This window comes from Anaerobranca gottschalkii DSM 13577 (genome assembly GCF_900111575.1).
GTDB lineage: Bacteria > Bacillota > Proteinivoracia > Proteinivoracales > Proteinivoracaceae > Anaerobranca > Anaerobranca gottschalkii.
The window spans coordinates 15,631-34,905 of sequence record NZ_FOIF01000004.1 but is presented as its reverse complement, the minus strand read 5'-3'; the positions used below and the strand labels follow the sequence as shown (position 1 = coordinate 34,905).

9 protein-coding genes are annotated in these 19,275 nt (G+C 34.5%); 4 read left to right on the top strand and 5 right to left on the bottom strand.

The features are described from left to right. Position 1: 1 nt before the first annotated feature. The 5 genes from BMX60_RS02165 to BMX60_RS02145 all read right to left on the bottom strand — a co-directional run bounded on the left by BMX60_RS02165 (position 2) and on the right by BMX60_RS02145 (position 4,701). Positions 2 to 1,642 (bottom strand): BCCT family transporter, encoded by a 1,641-nt coding sequence (locus BMX60_RS02165; RefSeq protein ID WP_091348639.1) that lies wholly within the window; start codon positions 1,640 to 1,642, stop codon positions 2 to 4. A 110-nt stretch (positions 1,643 to 1,752) separates the two neighbouring features. Next, on the bottom strand, positions 1,753 to 2,472 hold the full coding sequence (locus BMX60_RS02160; RefSeq protein WP_091348636.1) for an ABC transporter permease: 720 nt from the start codon (positions 2,470 to 2,472) through the stop codon (positions 1,753 to 1,755). Between the two features lie 4 nt (positions 2,473 to 2,476). Beyond that, complete coding sequence (locus tag BMX60_RS02155; protein ID WP_091348634.1) at positions 2,477 to 3,202, bottom strand: ABC transporter permease; 726 nt, start codon at positions 3,200 to 3,202, stop codon at positions 2,477 to 2,479. Further along, complete coding sequence (locus tag BMX60_RS02150) at positions 3,195 to 4,049, bottom strand: ABC transporter ATP-binding protein (protein ID WP_091348631.1); 855 nt, start codon at positions 4,047 to 4,049, stop codon at positions 3,195 to 3,197. The genes BMX60_RS02155 and BMX60_RS02150 overlap by 8 nt, the downstream gene beginning before the upstream one ends. 19 nt (positions 4,050 to 4,068) lie before the next feature. Then, entirely contained in the window at positions 4,069 to 4,701 is a 633-nt protein-coding gene (locus tag BMX60_RS02145) for a TetR/AcrR family transcriptional regulator (protein WP_177159657.1), read from the bottom strand. A gap of 257 nt (positions 4,702 to 4,958) precedes the next feature. Between BMX60_RS02145 and BMX60_RS02140 the strand changes: the two genes are divergently transcribed. The 4 genes from BMX60_RS02140 to BMX60_RS02125 all read left to right on the top strand — a co-directional run bounded on the left by BMX60_RS02140 (position 4,959) and on the right by BMX60_RS02125 (position 19,268). After that, positions 4,959 to 7,325, top strand: coding sequence for a S8 family serine peptidase (locus BMX60_RS02140; RefSeq protein WP_091348625.1), 2,367 nt, complete (start codon positions 4,959 to 4,961; stop codon positions 7,323 to 7,325). 93 nt (positions 7,326 to 7,418) lie between these two features. After that, positions 7,419 to 8,138, top strand: coding sequence for an MORN repeat-containing protein (locus BMX60_RS02135; protein ID WP_091348623.1), 720 nt, complete (start codon positions 7,419 to 7,421; stop codon positions 8,136 to 8,138). A 131-nt stretch (positions 8,139 to 8,269) separates the two neighbouring features. Continuing rightward, entirely contained in the window at positions 8,270 to 10,711 is a 2,442-nt protein-coding gene (locus BMX60_RS02130; protein WP_242945687.1) for a sugar phosphate nucleotidyltransferase, read from the top strand. Between the two features lie 28 nt (positions 10,712 to 10,739). After that, the gene (locus tag BMX60_RS02125; RefSeq protein WP_091348619.1) at positions 10,740 to 19,268 is read left to right on the top strand and encodes a glycoside hydrolase family 94 protein; all 8,529 of its coding nucleotides are present in this window, start codon (positions 10,740 to 10,742) and stop codon (positions 19,266 to 19,268) included. Positions 19,269 to 19,275: the final 7 nt, after the last annotated feature.

Here is a 19,275-nt window from a genome sequence, read left to right as displayed (position 1 = left end):
CTTATTTCTTTTCCTCGTTTATAACTTCTAAAATTTTCTTAAATTGATTGATATCCCGTATTCTTTTTTGTCTTTTTTGCGATATTTGTAAGTTCTTAATTAAAGAAATGCTCATAACTACTAAAACTAAGGCAAAGGGTAATCCTGTACTAATAACAGCGGTTTGTAAAGCTTGTAGTGCTTTTTCTCCCCCAATTATTAACAGTACAGAGGCTACTAAACCTTCCAGTACTGCCCAAAATACCCTTTGAGCAGAAGGTGTTTTTAACTTACCTCCAGAAGTGATTTTATCAACAACTAAGGAACCGGAATCAGAGGATGTTACAAAATAGGAAATTATAAGTAATGTTGCAACAACAAAAAGCAAAACCCTAAATATTCCACTTAGTAATGTAGGAATATTTAAGTAAGTAATCATTTCAAAAAGGGCTACAGGTAGGTTATCCCGCACTACATCAAATAAAGCTCCATCACTTTCTCCGTTGATAAAGATAGCAGTTCCACCAAAAACCGATAACCAGATAAAAGATAAAAGGGAAGGAATAACTAAAACGGCTAAGACAAATTCCCTTATTGTTCTACCTTTAGAGATTCTAGCGATAAATAGACCGACAAAGGGGGACCAAGAAATCCACCAAGCCAGATAAAAGACTGACCAGCTTCCTTGCCATGATTTATCAGATATAGATATAAAAAAGGAAGAACTTAAAAAATCGTTAAGGTATAAACCTAAAGAATTGGAAAATACCCTTAATATATAACCGGTAGGCCCTAATATTAAAACACTTACCATAAATACAGTAGCTAGTTTAATGTTAAGTTCAGATAAAAATCTTACACCTTTATCGATTCCGGATATTACTGAAATAGTTGCTATAAAGGTAATTATAGCGATCAAAATTACTTGCATAGTTACATTGATTGGAATACCAATTAAGTAATTTAATCCACTATTGATTTGTTGTACTCCAAGACCTAAAGAAGTAGCAAGACCAAATAAAGTAGCTATTACTGCTAAAGAATCTATTATATCACCTAATAGACCAAATACTTTATCACCCAAAAGGGGGTAAAAAACGGACCTGAGAGATAAAGGTAAATTCTTATTGTAGGCAAAAAAAGCCAATGCCAAGGATATCAAAGCATAAATTCCCCAAGGGTGGAAACCCCAATGGAAAAATGTAGTGGCCATAGCTGAATAAGTTGTATTGGTATGCTGGAAAATCGGGGGTATTGATTCAGAATGCCATAGTGGTTCCCCAACAGACCAAAACATTAAACCAATCCCCATTCCAGCAGATATTAGCATAGAATACCAGGCAAAATTGGAAAACTCGGTTTTACTGTGTACTCCACCTATTTTCACATGCCCTAGGTTAGAAAAAGCGAAATATAGGCAGGCAATAATAAAGAAATTACTAGCTAAAATAAAGACCCAATCAAAGTTGGTAATGATAAAGTCTCTAACACTTTCAAAAACTACCTTTGCATGATTGATATTGATTAAAGCATAGACAGAAAAGATTAGAATAAAAACACCTACAGATAAAGAAACCACTGGGTTAAGGTCAAGACCTAATTTAGTAAAATTACGTTTAAAAAGCTTTTCTTCAAGTTCTTTGCTATTAAAATCCTTCGTCAATTACATCTACCTCCTATTTAAATATATTCTTACCTCCCTTAAAAAAATTTACTATTATATTGTAACAAATTTCAGCTATTATGACAAATTTGAGGTAGATATAATCTTATTTAGATCACTTTTTTCATGAACAATTTATGGGATAAAAGGATTAGTGAAGATACATAAACCAATCCACCAAAATAGTAACCATTAAAACTGAGCTGTAATATCCCTTCTCCCCGGATAGCTACACTTAAAGCTTTGGCAGTCCAAAACCCAGGGGCAAAAGCGAAAATAAACTCTTTAATATCAGTAAAGATTAGGGAAACTACAGGTATAATTATAATCATGCCAAAACCTTTCATTACAGCAAAGCCTTCAATTTTATTATTAGCAAAGGCATTGATAAAAAAGGTAGTCATAGGTGCAGCCAATGAATTTAAAAAAGCAATGGCAATTGTTGTACCTAAAGGTAGAGTTGTAATATTAGCAAACCAAAGTACAAAGATTGTAGCGATAAAAGCAAGGAAAGTAGCTAAAAAAGTTCTAAATGCTAAGAAAAGATTTAAATTGAGGGGAGTAACCCTTATAGCAATCAAGATATTATCATCTCTATCATCTAATACAGAAAAAGCTATTAAAGCTCCATAGGCTAAAGGAGTAATTAAAGCAGTAGCGGCTAAAATGAAATCACTGTAATGTTTCAAAATAAACCCACTTTGTTCAGCAATTACCGGAAGGATAAATCTAACTACAGAGCCGAAAAGCAATGGGTAAAATATCATAAAAGCTGTTAAAGGATCCCTAACCCACTTTTTTATTTCACTTAAGAAAAAATCTTTAAACATTATATTACACCCCGCTTTCCTTGGCAGCAAATTCATTGAATTTTAGTTGAACTACATAGAACAATAGGGTAGAAGCGAAGATGAGGTAAATAATTGAAAAATATGTTTCACCTGTTCCCTTTAGAGAAGTTACTGCAAACAATAAAGTAGATGAAGCCTTAGTTGGTAGAATTAGGAGTAAATTATCTACCCATTTTCCAACCCATACTCCTATCTCGTTTAGCAAAACGGGAATTGCCATGATAAAGGAATAGGCCATTATCCACATTAACAATGAAGTAAAATCTTTTGTAAAATACATAATATAGAATCCTAATAGAGAGTGGAAAAAAGCGATTAAGACAATCACTGCTAATAACAGGAAAAAGCTAATACTCAAATCTTTAAAATACCAAGCATATCCATAGAGGATTAAAAGGGTTAATAGGTTTGAGAGGAGATTGGAAATAACTTTAGAAAAAATATACTCATACTTACTAATGGGAGTTACTAGTAAAGTTTTAAGGGTACCTTCTCCCTTTTCAAAAAACATTGTAACTCCCACCATCAACATCGACATCAATGTACTATCGATAAACAATAACAAAGGGAAAATAGTATCTATATTTTCTATTCCTGTGAAATGTAGTACTGCTACCCATATTAGTGCTACTAAGACACTGGCACCGATGATGTGGTATTTTTGCATCCTCTTAATTTCGCCAGTTACAAGGTAAGGGAATTTAGTCATTAGTTATCCCCCCAGTTAACTTAATAAAAATGTGGTCTAAAGTCGTTTCTTTACTGTGGATTGTGAGGATTTCTTTACTTTGAAGTAACTGAATAAATTGAGGATTATTGCCAAGTCCATCTAAAGGAAAAACTTCTTTTCCCACACCTTGATCGTCTTTATACTCAACTTCAACATTTCTTTCACCATATTTTAATTTAAGGTTTTTAGGGGTATCGATCTCCACGATTTTTCCGTCAGCCATAAAGGCAACCCGATCACAAAGTTCTTCTACATCATTCATTAGATGAGTAGTTAATAAAACAGTACCGCCATTATCTCTAAATTCTTTAATTATATCCTTAATAATCCGAGCGTTAGAGGGGTCAAGGCCATTGGTAGGTTCATCTAAAAACAATATTTTAGGGGAATTAAGCATTGCCCGGACAAAGTTTAAACGAATTTTCATACCCTTAGAAAACTCACTGACCAATTTATGCCGATCTTCATAAAGACCTACCCTTTTTAATAGTGCATCGGTATCTATCCTATTATTATAGAGGTTTTTAAAAAATTGAATATTTTCCTGGGCAGTTAACTTAGAAAAATGAACAGGCATTTCAAAACCTACCCCTATTTCTCCGTAAAATTCTTTACCTAACTTTTTGATGTCGACACCTCGATATTTAACTTCACCGGTGAAATTATCCAATAACTTGATTAGGATTTTTTGGGTAGTACTTTTACCTACACCACTAGGACCTAAAAGGCCGAAAATTTCCCCTTCCTTAATCTCAAAGGATATCCCTTTTATAGTATTAGTGGGGTTTTTAGGATACTTAAAAGTTAAATCTTTAATAATAAACATAAACATCCACCTCCTAATTTTAACTTCTCTTTATAATTCCATTGACCAAAATATAGAACATTTTATCTACAATCTCTACCACCAAATCCTTTTCTTTTAACAGGTCACCTCCCTTGAATTTTGATTGAAAATAGTCAAACAATGCTAAATTCATTGTAGTAAAGATAAAAGCTGCCATTTCTAAGTCTACTTTTTCATCGATTTCCCCTTTAGCTTTACTAGCTAAAAGCAAGTTGTAATAAAAATCAGAGGTTTTTCCTTCTAGAGAACCAATTATTTCTTTTCGGAAATGCTCATCTTCTTTCATAAAGCGGTTGGCAATTTGGGTTAGTTGAGGTTCTTCGATAGCAAACTGTAAACCAGCAAGATACAAATTCCTAATGGTATTTAAAAAATCTCCTCCTTTATGATCTAAATTTACTTTATTTATATAAACTATTTTTTTATCTGCAATTATTTGAAAAAGAAATTTATACAGATCTTTTAGGTCTGAGAAATATTGGTAAAAGCTGCCCCTTGGAATCTCAGCTTTTTGAATGATTTTAGAGACGGAAACTTCATTAAAGGGGTAACTAGAAAACTCTTCTATAGCGGCATCTAAAATCCGCTGTTTTTTATCTCCGGGTAAATTGAAAAAGGTTTGAGTAGGCATCGGAAATTGCTCCTTTCTCCATCTATGTTTTTTCAACAGTTTATTTTCGATTATGACACCTTTGTCACCATTATATGACAGAAGTGTCATAAAGTCAAGATAATAGCATAAAAATTTATAATATTTTAAACTATTTGCCGTAAAATCCTTTAAAGGGTTAAATTTTTTGCTGTTATAATTTTTAAAAAATAACCATATAATTTATTGAGTTTAGGGTGGGGGACCTAACTCAAAAATATAAGGGGGAGAGTGAATAGATGAATAGGATAACTAAATTGACTATATTTTTAATAATCTTAACCATGGTTGCATTTTTTAGTACAACAGGAATGGCTAATCAGAAAAGTTATAGTGATAAGTATAATTTAGCAGAACTTTATGGTGAATTTGACCTTCGGTCTGAAGAGTTAGTTACAGTTATAGTAGAATTGGATGAACCATCAGTGGTTGAAGGAAAACACACTGGCCGAAAACAAACTAAAGAAAAAGTGTTGGCTGCAGCGGATAATGTAGTTGAGGAATTAGGAAGAAGGGTTGCTGGAGTGGAAGTTTATAGAAAATACTATCATGTATTTTCCGGCTTTTCAGTAAACCTTCCTCAAAACCAAATACCTCAATTATTGAGTATTCCAGGGGTAAAGGCAGTATATCCAAATATACATTATGAAGTAAATACTGAAATCATTCCTCTAGACTGGGAAGTAATTCATCCTAAGATGTTAGATAGTGCCCCATATATTGGTGCTCCACTTTTATGGGAAGAAGGAATTACCGGTAAAGGAATAACAGTGGCAATTATTGATACCGGTGTTGACTATACTCATCCAGATTTAGCCCATGCCTTTGGAGATTATAAGGGTTGGGATTTTGTAGATAATGATAATGATCCCCAGGAAGGTCCTGGGCAATACCATGGAACCCATGTAGCAGGAACTGTTGCTGGAAATGGTTTAATTAAAGGGGTTGCCCCTGAAGCAAAATTGTTAGCATATAGGGTTTTAGGACCACAAGGTGGAACAACTCAAGATGTTGTTGCAGGTATTGAAAGGGCTGTTTTAGATGGAGCAAATATCATGAATTTATCTTTAGGAAATACTTTGAATTCTCCAGACTGGGCTACTAGTATTGCCTTAGACTGGGCAATGGCTGAAGGGGTTGTAGCAGTAACTTCTAATGGTAATTCAGGGCCTAATAACTGGACAGTTGGATCTCCAGCTGCTTCAAGAAGGGCTATATCTGTAGGTGCTACTCAACTACCTTATAATCTCTATGATGTAGAAATTTTTACATCTGAAGGGGTAGTTTATCCTACCAGCAAAATTATGGGTTTCCCCAATGACAATGCTTTATTAAATATAGATGGTAAAGAATATGAATTTGTTTATGTTGGCTTAGGAAGACCAGTTGATTTCGTAGGGAAAAATGTTCAAGGAAAAGTGGCTTTAATAATCAGAGGAGAGATTCCTTTTGTAAATAAAGTTACAAATGCTAAAAATAATGGGGCCGTTGCAGCTATAATTTTTAATAATGTTGCAGGGGAAATACCTTTTTACATTCCAGGTATGGACTTACCTACAATCAAATTAGATAATGTAGATGGACAAAAAATGTTGGCTCAATTACAAGCTGGATATAATAAAGTTAAATTTAATATCGAGAAAACTGGAGTAGTTCCAGAGCAAGTAGCTGATTTTTCCTCAAGGGGACCTGCCGCACAAACATGGATGATCAAACCTGATGTGGTAGCTCCAGGGGTAGGAATCGTAAGTTCAGTTCCAGGAGGTTATGCAGCATTGCAAGGAACAAGTATGGCTTCCCCCCATGTGGCAGGGGCTGCAGCTTTAATTTTACAGAAAAACCCCCATTGGGGAGTAGATGATGTTAAAGCAGCTTTGATGAATACTGCTGAGGTTTTAATTAACCCTGTTACAGGTAAACCTTATCCCCACAATACTCAAGGAGCAGGTAGTATAAGGGTTAAAGAAGCAGTGAATACTGAAACTTTAATAATCCCAGGTAGTTACTCTTTTGGAAAATTTATAAAAGATAGTGGTAAACAAGTAGAAAGACAAAGCTTTACAATTAAAAACTTATCAAATCAAAGGGTTACTTATAACTTTGATGTAGAATTTTTCGGTAATCCTGAAGGAATAAAAGTAATGACCAGTAATAACTTAAGGGTTAATCCTGGAAAAACTCAGGGGGTAAATCTAAACGTACAAGTGGATACTAATATACTTCAACCTGGGTATTACGAAGGTAAAATAACTGTATCCGATGGAGTCAACACTTACAGCATTCCAGCAATTTTATTTGTTGGAGAGCCAGATTATCCAAGGATAACCCATGGTGGAATAGTACCAGTAGATGGTGGTTTTATCATTTGGACTTACTTACCAGGTGGTGCTGATTTATTTGAAGTATGGATTTATAGGGATTCACCATTCTTCTATGTTGGAGATGCTTTAGTAATTCAAAATGTAGCTCCAGGTTATCATGAATTTTTCTGGGATGGCAAAATAAATGGAAATAACTTACCTAGAACTACGTACCACGCTTTCCTCTATGCTGAAAAAGCAGGTGTTGGTCAATATCTATATGGAGGATCTTTCCAAATTAGATAAAGGAGTAAAAAGTCAGTGCCCCCACACTGACTTTTGCATTTTTCTAGCTATATGTAATATAATTGTAGTAAAAATTGAGAAGGGATTGATTTGATGAAAGGGTGTACATATAAAAAAATTCTTTTAGTATTATTTATTTTTTTAGTTTTTGTACAAGCTGGTTGTGGTATCAAAAAAGTATACTATGAAGATGGGACGCTAAAATACGAAGGGGAAATGAAAGGGGGGCAGTTCCACGGTAAAGGAAAGCTTTATACTGAAGAGGGTAAATTATATTATGAAGGAGAATTTTCTGAAGGAGATTTTCATGGATATGGCATTATATATAATGAAGAAAATCAGGTGGTTTATGAAGGTCAATTTTATAAAGGCAGGCAACATGGACAAGGGAAAAGTTTTAGAAATGGTACATTGTGGTACCAAGGAGATTTTGTCAATGGGGTTCCTCAGGGAGAAGGAAAATGGTATTATGAAGACGGTTCCCTTTGGTATGAAGGGGGATGGAAAAACAATTTACCCCATGGATTTGGTACATGGTATACAAAGGATGGGGTGGTGAAATATCAAGGTGAATATGTAAACGGTAAATACCACGGACAAGGTAAGCTGTATTATGATAATGGTACCTTGCGGTATGAAGGGGAATTTGTTGAAGGGATTTTTCATGGAGAAGGAAAACAATATAGGGAAGATGGCAGTTTATTATATGAAGGAGAATTTTATAACGGCAAACGCCATGGGCAAGGTAAATGGTATAGGGATGGTAAACTGATATATCAAGGGGAGTGGCAAAATGACCACCCCGTTTACTAAAAAGGGTATCGCTAACTACTTAACCAGTAGTTTTGCGATACTCTATTTTTTATGAATGAATAACAAGGATTTTTCACAAAATAAAAATATCTAAAATATGTAAAGGGGTGGTTACTATAAAAGGAGTAATTATGGCAGGAGGAAAGGGAACAAGACTTAGGCCATTGACTTGTGGATTACCTAAGCCAATGGTACCTATTTTAAATAAACCGGTGATGGAATATGCTATCAATTTATTAAGTAAACACTCAATTACAGATATTGCAGTAACCTTGGCGTATTTACCAGAGAAGATTATCGACTATTTTGGAACTGGGGAACAATTAAATGTAAAATTAAATTATTTTGTGGAAGAAGTACCATTAGGTACAGCTGGGAGTGTTAAAAATTGTGGAGATTTTTTAGATCAAACCTTTATTGTCATTAGTGGTGATGCTTTAACAGACCTTGATTTAACTCAGGCCATTGAGTTTCATAAAAAGAAAAAATCTAAAGCAACTTTAGTTCTCCGAAAAGAACCAGTTCCCTTAGAATACGGAGTAGTAATAATAGACTCTGATGGGAAAATCCTTAGATTTTTGGAAAAACCCAGTTGGGGAGAAGTTTTTAGTAATACCATTAATACAGGAATATATATCTTGGAACCTGAAGTCCTAGACTATTATCAAAAAGGGGATACCTTTGATTTTAGTAAAGATCTATTTCCTAAATTATTAGAAGAAAAAATTCCCATGTACGGTTATGTAATGGATAGCTACTGGAATGATATAGGAGCTTTAACTTCCTATAAAGAAACCCAGTTTTATATGCTCAGTGAAAATCTCCAATTACCAGTCTATGCAAAAGAAATAGAACCGGGTATTTGGGTTGATGAAGGTACTTTAATTTCCAAAAAAGCTAAGTTAATTCCCCCGTTATATATAGGTAAAAACTGTGTTATAAATGATGGAGTAGAATTAGGACCTAATACTGTCTTAGGTGATAATTGTAAGATTGGGGCTAGTTCTACATTAAAAAACTCTACCCTTTGGACCGGTGTAAAATTAGGCAATTTTTGTGAAATTAGAGGGGCTGTCCTTTGTTCAGATGTTCAATTATCCTCTAGGGTTAAGGTCTATGAAAACTCCGTGATCGGTCAAGGAAGTATTTTGAAAGAAGATAGTACTGTAAAACCAGAAGTAAAGATTTGGCCGGAAAAAAGGGTGGAAGAAGGAACTGTATTAACTCAAAATCTAATTTGGGGTACTCAAAGTAAGAAAAATATTTTTGGGAATCGAAGTGTAAAAGGTGATATCAACATCGATATGACTCCGGAATTTGCAGCAAAGTTAGGTTGTTCCTTTGGTTCAGTTTTTAAAAAGGAAGGGGCAATAGTAGTAGGTGGTGATGATAGTAAAGGCTCTTCATTGATAAAAAATGCCTTTATAGCAGGAGTCCAATCAACAGGACAAAGGGTAATTGATGTAAGGGATTCTATTTTGCCCATGACTAGATTTGCCATTAGACATTTTAATGCATTAGGTGGAATCCATGTTAAAGGTGATGCCTTAAAACCAAATACTATCAGTATAGAATTTCTAAATGAAAAAGGAGCTAATATTTCAAAAAGTGTAGAAAGGGAACTAGAAAATCTCCTTTGTACTGAAGGGGTAAAACGTTGTGATGTAGGGGAGATTAAAGAGGTAATCCAAGTAGATAACCTAGATTATTTTTACATAGAAGAAGGGAAAAAATATGTTTCTAATCTGAAAGGAATTAAAGAAGTTGCTCCTTCTGTTAATTTACTTTCCAGCTCATTAAAAGCCTTAGAAATAGGGACTGATTTTTTGAAAGGGCTAGGTTGTAAGGTTATCGGGAAAGTTGTAGATAACATTTCCCATGGCCATGTAATGGATAAAATCAGGGCAAAGGCCTGGAAGGGTCAGCATATTTTAACTGCTGTTATTAAGGAAAACGGTGAATCTTTAGTGTTAATAGATAACAGGGGAAGAATGGTAGCGGAAGAAGCTTATCAAATCTTGGTATATCAAATTTTGTTAAATAGAGGTGAAAAACTAAAACTAATTGCACCCCATACCTTCCCCGAAGTGGTGGATCGTTTGGGGAAAACATATAATTGCCCTGTAATTAGAACTAAAAATAGCCCCTCAGCGGTAATGAATGAAATGTTAAAGGATGATCAAGGTTTAGGAAATTACCTACAATTTATTCTTAATTATGATGCTGTATGGGGATTAGGGATAATCTTGGATTTTTTAGTGCAAAAAGGGATAGAATTAAAGGATTTAATGGATGGATTACCCAAGTTTTATTACCAAAAAAGGGAAGTACCATGTAACTGGGAGGATAAAGGAAGGGTAATAAAAGAATTGATGATGGAAAATCAAATTACTAATAAAGAACTTTTTGAAGGGGTTAGAATTGAAGATAAACGAGGTTGGGGAGTAATTCTTCCTGACAATGAAAGACCTGTTTTCAAGATATATGCTGAAGGTGTAACAGAGGAGTATGCTAGGGAGCTTTGTGAGTTTTTTACAGATAAAGTAAAGGGAATATTAGAGACGAAAAAATGAAGGATTTAAGGGAAAGGGTTGATAGTAAATGAGTCTAGCAAAAAAAGAAATTGAATTACAAACTATTGAATCATTAAAAGATGTTATATTGACAGGAGAAGAATTGAAGAATCACGCTAAAGAAATAGCTAAACAGCATAAGATTTACTCAGAACCTAAACCCATTAGACCCTTAATTAAGAAGCTAGATCAGACCTTTAGTGAAATAGTTAAGGTATATAAAGAACTTAGTATAGAAGCTCAAAACAAAAAACCTATGAGCCCAGCTTCCGAGTGGTTACTTGATAATTTTTATAAAGTTGAAGAACAAGTAAAGGAAGTAAGATTAAATTTATTAAAAGACAGATTTTTAAAGTTGTATACAATAAAAAGTGGTGTCTTTAAAGGATATCCGAGGGTTTACGCCCTTTTATTAGACTATATATCCCATACTGATGGGAAAATTGAAGAAGAAACTTTAATGGAGTTTATTAAAGGTTATCAAAGCCAAAGGATATTATCCATAGGGGAAATTTGGTCGATTTCCTTGATGGCAAGGATTGCATTAATCAAAAACATAAATATTATCTGCCGAGATATTTCTCAAAATCAAAAATGGTGGAGAAAAGCAGAAGAGCTAGCTAAGGAAGAACCAGAGAAGATTATCCAGTATTTACAAGAAAAGATGGAGTTTGCTGACTCTGTAAGTCCAGCCTTTGTAGAGCATTTATTGAGACAGTTGAGGAGGATGGACACAGAAACAGGAGATGTAGTTAGCTTTTTAGAAAAAAAACTATCGGAGTTTAACACATCTATCCAACAGCTATTAATAGAGGAACATAGAGAACAAGCTGCTAGAAAAATATCTATCGGTAATTCCATCATCAGTTTAAATACCATATCTACATTAGATTGGAATGATATTTTTGAATCCCTCAATGTCGTAGAAAAGATATTGAGGAATGATCCTTTAGAGATTTACGAAAAAATGGATTTTGAATCTAGAGATTACTATAGAACAGAGATTGAAAGATTATCAAATAAATTAAATAGATCTGAAACCAAAATTGCTCAAGTTGCAGTAGATTTAGCTCAAAGGAAGTGGGATGAAGGTTATAGGGATAAGTATGCCCATGTTGGTTTTTATATTATAGATGAAGGGGTTAAAGAATTAACTTCAGTATTAAAAGCTAAGGGCTTAAAAACCCTTTCTAATCCTTTAGGGATCTATATTACTCCTATTATTTCATTGACCTTAGGAATCTCCCTGTGTTTTCTCTTTATTACCAATTACTATTGGAATAACATAATTTTGTCTTTACTATTTTCTTTAAGTTTAATTATACCAGTTAGTGATGTAGTAGTTCATCTAATTAATTATCTCCTGTTAAAAATTTACCATCCTAAAATATTACCAAGATTAGAATTTAAAACAGGGGTAGGTAGAGAAAATGCCACATTTATTATTGTTCCTACTCTACTTCCTAATATAGATAGAGTAAAAGAATTGGTTAGACAATTGGAAACCCATTATCAAGGAAATAAAGACCCTAACTTTTACTTTGCCCTTTTGGCTGATTTAAAGGATTCTAAAGAAGAAAACTGTGAAAATGATCAAGAGATAATTAATTGTGCAGTGGAAGAAATAAAACAATTAAATGAAAAATATGGGGAAAATAGATTCTTCCTATATATAAGAAAAAGGGTTTACAGCTCCAATGAAGGAAAGTGGATGGGTTGGGAAAGAAAAAGGGGAGCAGTTGAAGAATTTAATAATCTCCTATTGGGAAGTAATAACACTACTTTCAATGTGATTACTGGAATTCCCAAAGAAGAGATAAAATACGTCATAACTTTAGATGCCGATACTCAACTACCCATTTCTACCGGAAAAAAACTTGTAGGGATTATAGCTCATCCACTAAACAAAGCTATCATAGGAGAGAACAATATTGTAAAAGAAGGTTATGGTATTATCCAGCCTAGAATAGGGGTAGCAGTGGAAAGTTCTAACAAAACCTTTTTCTCTAAGGTTTACGGAGGGCAAGGAGGTATTGACCCTTATACCACTGCCAGTTCTGATATTTATCAGGACTTGTTTTCCCATGGGATTTTTACAGGCAAAGGAATATATGATCTTAAGGTATTTGGGGAAATATTACACAAAAATATTCCTGAGAATTCTGTATTAAGCCATGATTTATTGGAAGGATGTTACTTAAGAACAGGGTTAGCCACTGATGTAGAGTTAATTGATGGCTATCCTGCTAAATTTAGTTCATATATTATGCGGTTACATCGTTGGGTAAGGGGAGATTGGCAGCTACTTCCTTGGCTTTTTAGTAAAGTAAGGGATAGGGAAAATAATTGGGTAAAAAATCCTTTATCTACCCTTTCTAAATGGAAAATTTTTGATAATCTTCGAAGAAGTCTAGTTCCAGTAAAGTTGTTAATCTTCTTTATCATGACTTTACTTTTTGTTGACAAAGGACAAGGGCTGCTATTATTTATAGGGCTTTTTATTGCCTTTTTTCCTGCCCTATTAAATACGATAGAGTATTTTCGAGTAGGGCAAAGCCAAAAAGGTTATAATGGTAAAACAAATGTCCGGAAGTTTTATGGTGTTTCAGCCCTTTGGTATCAGGTTATACTCAATTTCTGTTTTTTACCTTATCAAGGGTATATGTTATTAGATGCTATAACTAGAACATTATTCAGAGTTTTTGTTACAAAAAAGAATATGTTAGAATGGGTTACAGCAGCAGATCAGGAAAGAAGTTTGCAAAATGATCTAAAAAGTTATTTTGTAAGGATGAAGTCGGGGTTAATTATTACTTTAATTACCATTTTTGGAGTGTTATTTTTCATTCCACAAAATATTGTTTATGCTTTACCTATAGTCTTTCTTTGGGCGGTATCCCCATATATAGCTTATAAAATTAGTCAGGATATCTCTTTTGGGGAAGAAAAAGCTGGATTGTCAGGGGAAGACTTTGAATTGTTAAGGGAATTAGCTAGGAAAACCTGGAGCTATTATGAAGATTTCGCTAATGAAACAAATAACTATCTTCCTCCAGATAATTATCAGGTATATCCTCCTAAAGGTTTAGCTAATAGAACTTCTCCTACCAATATTGGTTGTATGTTAGTAGGGGTGATAATAGCTAAGGATTTTGGTTACCTAACTGTAAAAGAAACCCTCCAAAGGTTAGAAAATACTTTGAAAACTGTGGAAAAACTGGAAACTTGGCATGGGCATCTATATAATTGGTATGACACTAACACCCTTGAAGTTCTAAAACCAGCCTATGTTTCCACCGTTGATAGTGGAAACTTCATTAGTAACTTAATAGTTATTAAAGAAGCTTTAGAGGAATTTGGTGATGAAGAGATTTTCTGTTACAACAAGTTATTAGGTTTAAGGGATACTGCCCTTTTGGCAGAAGTTTTTGAAGATAGTAAAATGCTATTTATGTTAGAGAATACAGATATAAAGACTAAAGGGTTGGGTGTCACTAAATATAATGAGGTTTTAGAAGGGTTAAAGGGAACAACTGAACAGGGGTATTGGCAGAAAAAATATAATAGTATGCTCCAAGAATTTAGAGGAGAACTAGAAGAATTTTATTTAAAGGATCAACCAAATGAATATGTTGAATTTCCTAAAATAGAAACATTGTTAAGGGAACTAGATAATAGCAATACCATTAACAAATTAAAAGGGCTATACAAAAAGTTACTTCAAAAGATAGAGGATGAAGAAATAGAGAATCAGAAAATAGCTAGATTAAAAGAAAAGATAATAGAAAAGCTGGATAAGATAACTGTTTCTGAAGAAAAGGTAAAAGAACTCCTTTCAACTATAGAAACTATAATTGAAGAAACAGAGTTTATCTACCTTTATGATTCTAAAAGAAACCTCTTTTCCATTGGCTATAATGTCGATGATGAGAGATTGACTAATTCATACTACGATTTACTGGCTTCAGAAGCTAGAACTACCAGTTATCTTGCCATTAGTAAAGGGGAAATACCTAAGAAACACTGGTTTAAGTTAGGTAGGGGATTATCTATAGTTGATGGTTCTAGGAGCCTAGTATCATGGACCGGTACCATGTTCGAGTATTTTATGCCTAATTTACTCTTGAAAAATTATAGAGATACCCTTTTAGATGAGACCTACAAAGGGGTAATACTAGCCCAAAAGAAATATGCTAAGAAAAGGAAGGTTCCTTGGGGTGTATCTGAATCTGGTTACTATACCTTTGATTTAGCATTGAATTATCAGTACAAAGCCTTTGGTATACCGGAACTCGGTTTAAAAAGGGGGTTGACCAATGATACCGTTATTTCACCATATGCTTGTATTTTGGCAATTTCCTTTGACCCTAAAGGGGTTATAGAAAATTTAAAAAAATTACTAAATGAAGGACTTGGTGGTCAATATGGTTTATATGAAGCTGTTGATTACACCCCCGCAAGATCAATAATTCACGGTAAAGATAAAAAAATAGTTAAAAGTTTTATGGCCCATCATCAAGGGATGATCCTTATGGCATTAGACAACTTCCTATATGATAATATCCTACAAAAACGTTTTCACCAAAACCCTATGATCAGGGCAGGGGAAACTTTATTACAAGAAAGGGTTCCAGTAAGGGCTGTTATAACTAAAGAATTTAAAGAAGTTGAAGATTATCTTCCCACATATGTAACTAAAGGAGAAGAGTTAATCCGGGAGTACCAAGGGATTACACCATACTTACCTAGCTGTCACATAATAACCAATGGTAGATACTCAGTAATGCTAAATGAAAGGGGAGGGGGATATAGTAAGTGTTTAGACAATAATATAACTAGATGGAGAGAAGACTCCCTTATAGGTAAATATGGAACATATATCATCTTTAAAAAAGATGATAAACTGTGGTCTGCTGGGTATGAACCACTAGGGGATGAAGGAGATAGTTATAAAGTCAAGTTTTATAATGATAAAGCTCTATATTATCGCCATGATGATAATATAACGACTAAAATGGAAGTTACTGTATCATCAGAAGATAATGTAGAGATTAGGAAAATAACCCTTTCTAACCACAATGTAACAGATGCTGCCATCGAAGTTACTAGCTTTATGGAACTAGTTTTAGGAAACCATCTTGCCGACTTAGCCCACCCTGCTTTCAGTAATTTATTCTTGCGGACAGAAATGGTCCCTGAATATGAATGCCTTATTGCTTCTAGACGGCCTAGGGAAGAACATAAAGGGGAAATATGGGGTTTTCACACAATAGTAGTCAATGGTCAATCTGTGGGAGGATTACAATATGAGACTATGCGAGGTAATTTTATTGGCAGAGGTAAAAATATTAAAAATGCTATTGCTTATCAAAACCCATTAACTGATTCTACTGGTATAGTTTTAGATCCCTGTTTTAGTTTAAGGAAAAAGGTACATGTTCCCGCTGGAGGTTCGGTACAAGTTACATTCATTACAGGGATTGGTGATAGTAAAGATGAAGTCTTGGATTTAGCCAAGAAGTATCGGGATTTCAATACAATAATCCGAAGCTTTGATCTTGCCTATACCAGAAGTCAAGTTGAAATGTCCTTTTTGGATATTAAAAAGGAAGAATTGAAGATTTATCAAGATATGATTTCTTCTTTAATTTATCTTAGCCCTGCTAAAGAAAGATATAGAGAAATCATTAAAGAAAATAATAGAAACCAAACCGCCCTGTGGAGTTATGGGATTTCAGGAGATTTGCCAATTGTTCTATTAGTAGTTAAAAATTCAGAAGAGGCATCTATTTTCCAAAGTCTTCTAAAGGCCCATGAATATTGGACATCTAAAGGACTAAAGGTGGATTTAGTAGTACTAAATGAGGAAGAGAGTAGTTACTTACAACCATTGCAACAGATGTTAAATGATATGGTCTCTGTTAGCCATGGTAGGCATTTACTAGATACCCCTGGAGGTGTATTTATTAGGAATGCAAAACAAATGGCTAAGGAAGATGTAACTTTACTGTACAGTGTAGCCAGGATTATTATTCATGGTGATAAAGGGGCTTTAAGCCGTCAAATAGAGTTTTCCTATACTCCACCAGATGTAAAAGAAATGGAGTTTTTACCTCAAAATATCAGCTATCTCAGTATAGATGAACCATTAAGAACTCAGTTTTATAATGGATATGGTGGCTTTTCAGAGGATGGGTTAGAATATATAATCCGCCTTAAAGAGGAAAAACAAACCCCGGCACCATGGATAAACGTCATAGCCAATAAAAAATTTGGTTTTTTAGTATCAGAAAGTGGTTCTGGATTTATTTGGGGAGAAAACAGTAGAGAAAATAAAATCACTCCTTGGTCTAATGATCCGGTATCAGACCCTTCAGAGGAAGTTATCTGTATCCGGGATGACCAAACAGGAAAAATTTTCACTCCAACTCCACTCCCCGTTAGAGAAAAAGAAAGTTATACTGTCCGTCATGGCATTGGTTATACAACTTTTAACCATAATAGCAATGGCATTAACCAAGAGTTAACGGTTTTCGTACCTGAAAAAGACTCAGTTAAAATTAGTTTGTTGAAATTAAAAAATGGATCAGGGGAAAAGAGAAAACTTACCATAACCTATTACTTAAAACCAGTCCTAGGGGTAAGTGAACAAACTACTAAGAATTATATAATAACTGAGTTTTGTGAGAAAACCCAAAGTTTAGTAGTAAAAAATCCTTATAACATTGATTTCTCCAATGGAGTTGCTTTTATAACCTCATCAGAGAAAATAGATAGTTATACTGGAGATCGCCGGGAGTTTATTGGATTAACAGGAGATATGTCAAATCCATTAGCTTTAAAATATCAAAGGTTGAGCAACAAAGTTGGAGCTGGATTGGAACCCTGTGCAGCTATTCAAACAACCATTGAACTAAAGGCTTTAGCAGAAACAGAATTGACTTTTATAACAGGGTATGATGTTGATGGACAGTACCTTGACTTAGCAACTAAATATAAGTCATTGGCCCAGTGTAAAAATGCCTTAAAAGGAGTAACCAGATTCTGGCAAGGGTTAATAAGGAAAATCCAAATCCAAACCCCCGATCAATCTATGGATTTGATGTTAAATGGCTGGTTAGTTTATCAGACTCTTTCTTGTAGAATTTGGGCCAGATCTGCCTTTTATCAGTCCGGTGGAGCCTATGGATTCAGAGATCAATTACAAGATGCGATGAATTTAGTATTTAATTTACCAACTGTTACTAGAGAGCAAATATTACTCCATTGTGCCCATCAGTTTGTAGAAGGAGATGTTCAACACTGGTGGCATCCAGGGGCTGGAGATAAAGGGATAAGAACCCGTTTTTCCGATGATTTATTATGGCTGCCATTAGTTACCGCCGATTACGTAAAGAGGACAGGGGATTTTGAAATTCTCAAAGAAGAGGTTCATTTTTTAGAAGATGAACCCTTAGGAAGGGAAGATGAAAGGTATGGAATCCCCAGAATTTCTATGGAAAAAGCTTCAGTTTACGAACACTGTATTAGAGCCATAGAAAGATCCCTTAAATTTGGAGAAAGGGGTATCCCTTTGATGGGTTCTGGAGACTGGAATGATGGCATGAGTACAGTTGGTAATAAAGGTAAAGGGGAAAGTGTTTGGTTAGGCTGGTTCTTGTATAAAATTCTCCAAGATTTTAAAGGGATAACAGAATATATGGGAGAAAGTGATAGGGCAGCTAGGTATGAAAAAATAGCAGAAGAAATAGTGGAAAATATAGAAAAAAATGCATGGGATGGTCAGTGGTATCTCCGAGCTTTCTATGATAATGGAAAACCATTAGGTTCTTCTCAAAATACCGAATGTATCATTGATTCTTTAGGACAGACTTGGTCCATAATATCTGGAGGAGGTAAAAATACCGAGCGAATCCAAATGGCTATGGATTCAGTAGAAAAGTATTTGATAAAAAGGGATCAAGGTTTAATTCAGCTTTTTACACCACCCTTTGATAAAAGTGATCAACAGCCTGGATACATTAAAGGCTATGTACCTGGTGTTAGAGAAAATGGAGGGCAATACACCCATGCAGCAATCTGGGTTATTTTAGCCTATGCTTTAAAGGGAGATGGAGATAAGGCATGGGAACTGTTCAATTTAGTTAATCCGATAAATCATTCAAGAACACCTATAGAAGCATCCACATATAAGGTGGAACCTTATGTGATAGCTGCCGATGTATATGCTGTAGCACCCCATATAGGTAGAGGTGGCTGGACTTGGTACACCGGTGCTGCTGGATGGATGTATAGAGTAGGTCTTGAACATATAATTGGATTTAAGTTATCAGGGGATAAACTGACGGTTGATCCTTGTATTCCTAAAGACTGGCAGGAATATACCATCAAGTATAACTATGGAGAAACATCATATTTAATTACGGTAAGAAACCCAGAAAAATATAATAAAGGGGTTAAAGAGGTATTTTTAGATGGTAACCTGACAAATTTCCCTATCACTTTACAAGATGATGGAATGGAACATAACATAGAAGTAATAATGGGAAGGGTCTAACCCTTCC